5 protein-coding genes and 1 pseudogene are annotated in these 6,381 nt (G+C 69.8%); 4 read left to right on the forward strand and 2 right to left on the reverse strand.

What is annotated here, in order from left to right:
• Both ACLN58_RS16195 and ACLN58_RS16200 read right to left on the reverse strand, forming a co-directional pair.
• A pseudogene (locus tag ACLN58_RS16195) lies at window positions 1–799 on the reverse strand (hypothetical protein); the annotation flags it as partial.
• Window positions 796–1,074: a PqqD family protein gene (locus tag ACLN58_RS16200; RefSeq protein WP_415856285.1), complete on the reverse strand. Its 279-nt coding sequence runs from the start codon at window positions 1,072–1,074 to the stop codon at window positions 796–798. The pseudogene ACLN58_RS16195 and the gene ACLN58_RS16200, both read right to left, overlap by 4 nt.
• A gap of 131 nt (window positions 1,075–1,205) precedes the next feature.
• Here ACLN58_RS16200 and ACLN58_RS16205 point away from each other — a divergent pair, with 131 nt between their 5' ends.
• The 4 genes from ACLN58_RS16205 to ACLN58_RS16220 all read left to right on the forward strand — a co-directional run.
• A complete protein-coding gene (locus ACLN58_RS16205) occupies window positions 1,206–2,237 on the forward strand; it encodes an LCP family protein (RefSeq protein ID WP_415856286.1) in 1,032 nt (343 codons plus the stop codon).
• Window positions 2,238–2,685: 448 nt separating this feature from the next.
• Window positions 2,686–4,029 (forward strand): lipopolysaccharide biosynthesis protein, encoded by a 1,344-nt coding sequence (locus ACLN58_RS16210; protein ID WP_415856287.1) that lies wholly within the window; start codon window positions 2,686–2,688, stop codon window positions 4,027–4,029.
• Window positions 4,030–4,034: 5 nt separating this feature from the next.
• A complete protein-coding gene (locus ACLN58_RS16215) occupies window positions 4,035–5,093 on the forward strand; it encodes a glycosyltransferase family 2 protein (RefSeq protein ID WP_415856289.1) in 1,059 nt (352 codons plus the stop codon).
• 79 nt (window positions 5,094–5,172) lie between these two features.
• A partial coding sequence (locus ACLN58_RS16220; protein ID WP_415856288.1) for a glycosyltransferase occupies window positions 5,173–6,381 on the forward strand: 1,209 nt, incomplete at its 3' end.

Genomic DNA, 6,381 nt, shown 5'->3' on the forward strand with positions numbered 1-6,381 from the left:
GCACCGCGCCGCCGCACGCGTCGAGCAGCGCACACAGCCATTCGAGAGGGCGGTCGGCCCGAGAAAGAGCCGAGGTCTGCGGCACGAGCCCGATGATCGCCTCGGCGTGCCCGAGCGGCACCACGCGCGGGCACGGCGCCTCGGGATCGCGGTCCAGAAGGACGACGGCGGCGAGCCTCGCGGAGGCGGGCGTCGGCAGCAGCCCCAGCTCCTCGGGACCCACTTGGCTCTTCGGGGCGGCCTGACTCCCCGCAATGATGGAAAGGGGCTTGGGATACGGGGCGATGCGGCCTTCGCGGTCGACCGCGACCGTCTCATCGGTGATGTAGCCGAACGTGGCGCCGAGCTCACGGGTCGCCGTCGTCTTGCCCATGCCCGAACGGCCCACGAGGGCCACCGCCCGGCCGCTCGCGGGGTCGGCGAGCGCGGAGGCGTGGAGCATCATGAGGTCCCCGGCCCTCGACTCTATCGCGGCGAGGGTCACGACGCTCGTCAGGTCGGCCGCGAACTGCTCCAACGAGCCCGCGGCCACCGGCCAAGTGGCGTGCGGCGACTCGACTCGGCCGCGAAAGGCTCCCGCGGACGCCGAGGGCGCCACTGGCCCAAGCACGGTCAGCTCCCCGACCCTGCCGTCGCTGTCGCTGTCGCGGCCGCCGCCGTCGAGGCACCGGGACCAGGCTCGCCGCAGCGTTGCCACGTGGAGCGGCGTGAAGCCATCGTCGAAGCGGACGGCGACGCGGATGCCCAGTGCCCGAAGGCGGAGCGGGGGCAGAGCCCGTTCCGCACCCTGTGCGGTCATGCCCTCGCCTCGGCGAACCCCTGCCGCTGGAGCGCGATGAGGAACGAGGCGAGCTGGGCCTCGATCGCGTCTCCATCCTCCGCCGGATACAGGGCGCGCAGCTCGGCCAGGATGTCCCGCTCGGTTTGCTGGCCGTCGATGAGGCCCCAGATCACGGCGGCCGATCCGGTGAGAACCATCGGCTGGGGCTCGGAGAGGTTCAGGAGCGCGACTCGGCCCTCCGCCTCCGAGACGACCTCGGCGATCGACGACGCGCGGTGCCAGATAGCCGGCATGACCCTCCCCCATGTCGCGGGCCCGAGGCCCGGCCGGGTCGAGAGCCGCGGCAGCTTGATCCTAGCTGGCACGTAGTCGGCACTGAGGCGGCGCGGACTAGGTGGAGGAGGCGCCTGCCCACGATGAGGCTATGCAATCCACCCCTCTGAGCGGGCCGCGGCGACTCAGGAAACGACGCCCGGTCGCGATCGTCATCGCGGCCGCTGTCCTCGTCGTCGTCCTCGCGACGGCTGGCGCCCTGATCTACCTCGGTTCCCTCTCGGCCGCTTTCGATTCGAAGACACAGAAGATCCCCACGGCGTTCCCGGATGATTCAACCCGTCCGTCCGCGACCCCGATCAATGGGAAGACGCCCGTCAACATCCTGCTCGTGGGCAGCGACAGCCGCGGGGCCACCGCCAAAGAAGCCGCGGCCGGGGACGCCTCGGACCAACGCTCCGACACCCTCATGCTCGTGCATGTCCCCGCGGACCGAAGGAAGGCCTACGTCGTCTCGCTCATGCGCGACCTCTGGGTTCCGATCCCCGGACACGGCAGCGCCAAGATCAACGCAGCGCTCGCGTTCGGCGGCGAGCCCCTCCTCGTCCAGACTGTCGAGGCCCTTCTGGGTCAACGCATCGACCACGTGGTGCTCATGGACTTCGCCGGGTTCAAGGGGCTCACGGACGCTGTCGGGGGCGTGGACGTCGAGGTGCCGGTCGCGTTTACGCCGAGCCAATTCCCCGGCTTCCGCTTCGAGAAGGGCCCTCGCCACTTGGACGGCGAGTCAGCGTTCGTGTTCGTCCACGAGCGGTACGCGTTCCCGGACGGGGACTACCAGCGAGTGCGGAACCAGCAGCTCTACCTCAAGTCCTTGGTACGGAAGGTGGCCACGCCCCAGACGCTCGCGAATCCAGCCACGCTCGCCACCGTGGTGAACGAGATGTCCCCGTATCTCACGGTCGATTCGACGCTCACGGCCAGTGCGGTGGCCGGCCTCGGGCTCGAGCTCAAGGACGTCCGGCCGGACGACGTGGTCATGTTCACGCTTCCGACGAAGGGCACCGGGTGGTCCACCGACGGCCAGTCGATCGTCGTGCTCGACGAGGCCGCGGCCAAGGGCTTCGCAGACGCGATGGCAGCGGGAACCGTCGGGCAGTTCATCGCCGCGAACACGCGGTGATCCCACCGGCGGACCCCACCCATCGTGGCGGACAGCCACCACGGAATCCCTCGGTCTCACCACTGAATTCGCGCGCAGACCACCGAGACCGGCCTCGAACCGCTTCTCCGGGGTGCCCCTCGATCCCGTTCGCCGCTCAAAGCCGCCACACAACTTTGTTCGCGATCGTCATGGTGGCCGTGTTCGGGACCATGGCGGCGGACATCCTGCCAGGCCACCCACACGACGTCGACCGCACCCCGGAGCCAGCGCTCCCCCAGGGCCGCCCGCCGCCTCGCGCCGCCGGCCTCCGGGCCCCGGCCTCCAGGCACCACTGAGGCCCTCCTCATGCGCGGTTCCCGTCTCCGTTGCAGCCCTACGCTGGCGATGCACCGGTCCTCGAGGAACCGTGCCACCTGCTCCCCTGACGGCGGAGCCGTGCTCAAACCGAGTTGTGAAGGGATCGCACGTGCCTCAAGTGAGCGATCGCTCCCGCCGGGAGGTCCGCGCCGCGGACCGGTCGGTCCTGAGGAAGGGGCTCGGCCGGCTGTCCGGCTTCGGTCTCTCGACGATGATCTCGGGCGTTGCGGGCGTGACCATCATCCCCTTCATCATCGTCCTCGCGGGCACCGAGGGGTGGTCGGCTGTGGCGATCGGCCAGGCCTGCGGGACGGCGGCCGCCGTCTTCTCCGGCTACGGCTGGGCGGTCACGGGGCCCAGTTCCGTCGCAAAGATCCCGTCGCGGGAGAGGGCCGAGTACTTCGCCGAGTCGTTCTTCGTCCGGGCCGTGATCCTCATCGTCGTCGTCGCGGTCCCCACGAGTGTCGCCGCGGCCATCTCCCCGCAGCACCACGACGCCGCCGCACTCGTCGCCGCAGCACTCACCTTCTATGGCGTGGGCGGAACGTGGTTCTTCGTCGGTTCAGGGAACCCCACAGCCCTCCTGATCTGCGATACGGCTCCCAAAGTCCTCTCGAACGCCGTAGGCCTCGTGCTGCTCCTGCTGCTCGACTCGCTGACCGCGTACGCCGTCGCCCAGCTCGCGTTCGCACTCGTCTCGGTGACGCTCACCGTCTGGGTCATCTGCGGCGACCGCACCGCGACGCTCCTGAAGGGGCAGCGCTTCTCGGCGATCCCCAGTAGGCTCCGAGAGCACGTCCACGGCCTCACCGTCGCGATGCTCTCCGCCGCCTACCTCTCGTTGCCCGTGGTCCTCGTGGCCGTTCTCAATCCGCCAGCACTCGCCGCGTACAGCGTTGCCGAGAAGCTGCTTCGCGGAGCGAACGCGGCGCAGCAGCCCTTCATGCAAACGATTCAGGGATGGATCCCCGCAACGAGCAGCTCGACGGAACTCGCCGGGCGTATCCGGCGCGGGCTGGGCCTCTCCGCCGCACTCGCGGTTCTCGGAGGTGGGGCCATGGCGCTCCTCGGCCCCATCGTGGGCAGGATCCTCGGCGCAGATCGGGTCGCGGTCGGCTATGACATCTCGCCCGCGATCGGCGTGGCCCTCGCGATGACCGTCCTCTCCCAGTGCGCTGGGATCGCCTGCCTCATGGCCCTCAGGCAGGGCGCCGTCGTCGCCAGCAGCGCCTTTGCGGGCTGCGTCGCCGCTCTCGCACTCGTGCTCGCCTGGACTGGTCCGTTCGGCGCGCGCGGTGCCATGTACGGCGTCGCGCTGGGCGAGGTCTTCGTGACGGTCATCCAGCTTGGCGCGCTCGGCGTGCTGCTCTACCGCAACGGGTTTCGCCGCACGCTCCCGAGGCAGGCGCCCGCGAAACCCACCCACTACGAGGAAGTGAGGCCGGGTCCTTGAGCGCTGTGACCGTGCTGACCGTCACCTACGGCGATCGGTGGTCAACCCTGCGGGGCACTCTCGCGTCCGTGCTGGAGGAACCGTCGTGCCGGGTGATCGTCGTCGCCAACGGGGCGCGACCGGCTTCGGCCGCACAGCTCCGCGCGTTCGCGGCGGCGCACGCTGACCGCGTGCGGGTCGTGTGGTTCGAGAAGAACCTCGGCTCCGCTCCCGCGTTCGCCGCGGGTCTCGCGGCCGCCTACGACGACGGCGACGCCATCCTGATCCTTGACGACGACAACCCCATCCCAAAGGGGATCATCCCGAAGCTGCGCGGTATCGAGGCGGCGGCTCGGGCCGAGCTCCCCGCGGGGCGCCTCTTCGCCCTCGAAGTGTTCCGGGGAGTCAACACGGTGCATCGCGCACTGGCCGAGGGTGCCGCCGTCGACCATCTCTTCCGGGAGCAGCGCCCCGGAGCCTTCCAAGGCTTCGACCTCCCGTCCCTCGTCGAGGCCAAGCTCCGCGGCCGCGCCGTGACTCATGCGAGCAACGCCGCACGAACGCTCGAAGTCGAGGCCGGCGGCGAAAGCCACAGGCTCGTGGCGATCCCGAACGCCATGTGGGGTGGCCTGTTCCTCCCCGAGGACGTCGTGAACCGGAAGGTCCTCCCTGACACGGAGCTCATCCTGTACGGCGACGACAACGACTTCTCGGGCCGGCTGGGCGACCAGGGCATCGCGATCTATCTGTGCCTCGGTCTCGAGATCGAGGACACCCTCGTGTGGAAGGTCCAGCAGGCCCTCCCCGGCCTCCGGGGCAGGCTCCCGACGACCTTCCAGATTCCGGATTCCGACGCCTGGCGACTGCAGTACCTGCACCGGAACCAGGCCTATCTGAGCCTCCTCCGGGTGGGAAACGCGCCGGCCGCCCGGCTGCAGTTCGCCCTCAACGTGGCGGCGAAGCTCGCCCTCCTTGCCGCCATCGGCATCGTGGCTGGACGTCCGGGCCACGCCGGGAAGCTCATCGCCGCGTCGGTGAGCGGCCTGCGTCGGAAGCTCGGCCCCTCGTATCTGCTGCCGGATTGATTCCGGTCGCGTGGAGGCAGCGATCGGCGGGCGGGACGGCCCCCGCCGCGGACCCCATGAGCTACTGACAGTGAGGAACATGAAGGTGACGGGAACGGCGCAGGAGCACGGCCGGCGGAACATCCTCTTCGTTGACCATGCGGCGAGCCCCGGCGGCGGCCAGCTCGCCTTGCTGTGGCTGCTCGAGCACAGCTCCCGGATGCGCCCCACCGTGGTGTTCCTCGCAGACGGCCCAGTAGCGGCGAGGCTCCGCGCGGCCGGCGTCGACGTCCGGGTGCTGTACCCAGGCCGCGCTTTCGAACGGAAGATGCTGATCGTCGCCCTGCCGAAGCTCTTCCGGATCATCCGGGAGTCCAGGCCGGACGCCGTCGTCGCTATGAGCGCCGCCGTGGTGAAGACGCTGGCGATGATCCCGTTCGGCAGCATCCCGTCGCTCGCCTACCTCCAAGAGGATCTGGAGCGGGTCAGGGACCGAGGGCTCGTCACCGAGATCATCTTCCGTCTCGTCTACCCAGCGTTCGACGGCCTCATGGCGAACAGCGAATGGACGGCCTCGACCATCCCCGCCTCGTTGTCCGAAATCCCGCGCTCCGTCGCGTACCCGCCGTCGAACGTCCCCGGAATGCTGCCTGATGAGGCGGTGAGGACCTTCCCTCGAGAGGGAACGGTCCGGATCGCGGCCTTCAGCCGGCCCGAACGTTGGAAGGGGCTGGACATCCTCGTCGATGCCTTGGCCATCGTGAAGGCCGAGAGGCCCGGCGCAGACTTCCGCCTCGATCTGTACGGCGGCGGGCTCGTGGGCGACGCCCGCCACGTGACCGGTCTCCGGCGGAGCCTCGAGCAGGCACCCTTTCCCGCCGAGATGCATGGGCATGTGGACGACGTCCCAGTGAGGATGGCGTCCACCGACGTCTTGGTCCTGCCCTCGCGCCTGCCCGAGCCTTTTGGCCAGGTGATCGCCCAGGGGCTCGCTCGCGGCTGCGTCGTCGTGGTGTCAGATCAGGGCGGCGCCGTCGAGCAGATCGTCGCGAACCGCAATGGACTCGTCTTCGAGCCTCGCTCGGCCCGCTCCCTCGCAGACCAGATCGAGCGGCTCCTGGACGACCGGGCATCCGCCGACGGCCTCCTTCGCGAGGCACGTGACGTCTTCACCACCTTCGGCGACCCGCAGCTCGCGGCCCGCTTCGAGGCCGAGCTCGAGTCACTGATCGACCACATCCAGCGCGACGGCGCCCCGCCGATGCGCGGCAGGCGGCTCCGCAGGCGGGTCCGGCTGCTCTTTCGCCGC

The sequence above is a fragment of the Sinomonas sp. G460-2 genome (assembly GCF_047759905.1).
Classification (GTDB): domain Bacteria; phylum Actinomycetota; class Actinomycetes; order Actinomycetales; family Micrococcaceae; genus Sinomonas.